Annotated in this window: 2 protein-coding genes; one reads left to right on the top strand and one right to left on the bottom strand. The window is 66.5% G+C overall.

Features of this window, described 5'->3' with window-relative positions; translation table 11 throughout:
* Positions 1-41 precede the first annotated feature (41 nt).
* Complete coding sequence (locus tag A5713_RS04050) at positions 42-461, top strand: MarR family winged helix-turn-helix transcriptional regulator (RefSeq protein ID WP_068092792.1); 420 nt, start codon at positions 42-44, stop codon at positions 459-461.
* A gap of 7 nt (positions 462-468) precedes the next feature.
* Here A5713_RS04050 and A5713_RS04045 read toward each other — a convergent pair.
* Positions 469-776: amidase family protein (locus A5713_RS04045; RefSeq protein ID WP_255398337.1), on the bottom strand; the 308-nt coding region annotated here is incomplete at its 5' end.

The raw sequence follows: 776 nt of genomic DNA, 5'->3' as shown, positions 1-776 counted from the left end.
AATCGACGTCCAGACGGCCGAAATATGTCAATATCGTTGACATGGCCCTCGCCGAAGACGCCCCGCTCGGTTACCTGCTCTATCGGGTGGCGAGCCTGCTGCGACCGGAGGTGTCCGCGGTGTTGGGCCCGCTCGGTCTGACGCTGCCCGAATTCGTCTGCCTGCGCATGCTTTCGATGTTTCCCGGGACGTCGAGCGCCGAGCTGTCCCGGCAGGCTGGGGTCACCCCGCAGGCGATGAACACCGTGCTGCGCAAGCTGGAAGACATTGGCGCCGTGGCGCGTCCGACATCGGTGTCCAGCGGCCGCGCCCTACCCGCCACGCTGACCGGGCAGGGCCGGGCCCTGCTGAAGCGCGCGGAAGGCGCGGTGCGGAACGCCGATGCCCGCATCCTGGCGAAGCTGACCGAGCCTCAGCAGCGCGAGTTCAAGCGGATGCTCGACAAGCTCGGGTCCGACTGAGCGGCAACTAAGCCGTCTGGATGCGGGCCCAGGGCCGGGCCTCTTCCAGTTCGTAGGCCAGCTCGAGCAGCAGCGCCTCCTGCCCGACGTCGGCCGAGAACATCATGCCGACCGGCATGCCGTCGTCGGACTGCGCCAACGGAAGTGAGATCGCCGGCTCGCCGGTGACGTTCTGCAGCGGGGTGAAAGACACCCAGTCGATCAGCCGCTCGATGACCTGGTGGTAGTCGGTGGGTGCCAGGTAACCGAGCGGGGCGTCTTCGGCGAGGGCCATGTCAACGATATTGACATATTTCGGCCGTCTGGACGTCGATT

This window comes from Mycobacterium sp. E2497 (genome assembly GCF_001668695.1).
Lineage (GTDB): Bacteria > Actinomycetota > Actinomycetes > Mycobacteriales > Mycobacteriaceae > Mycobacterium.
Note: the sequence above shows the minus strand (reverse complement) of the source record. Positions and strands in the feature narration are given on the sequence as shown.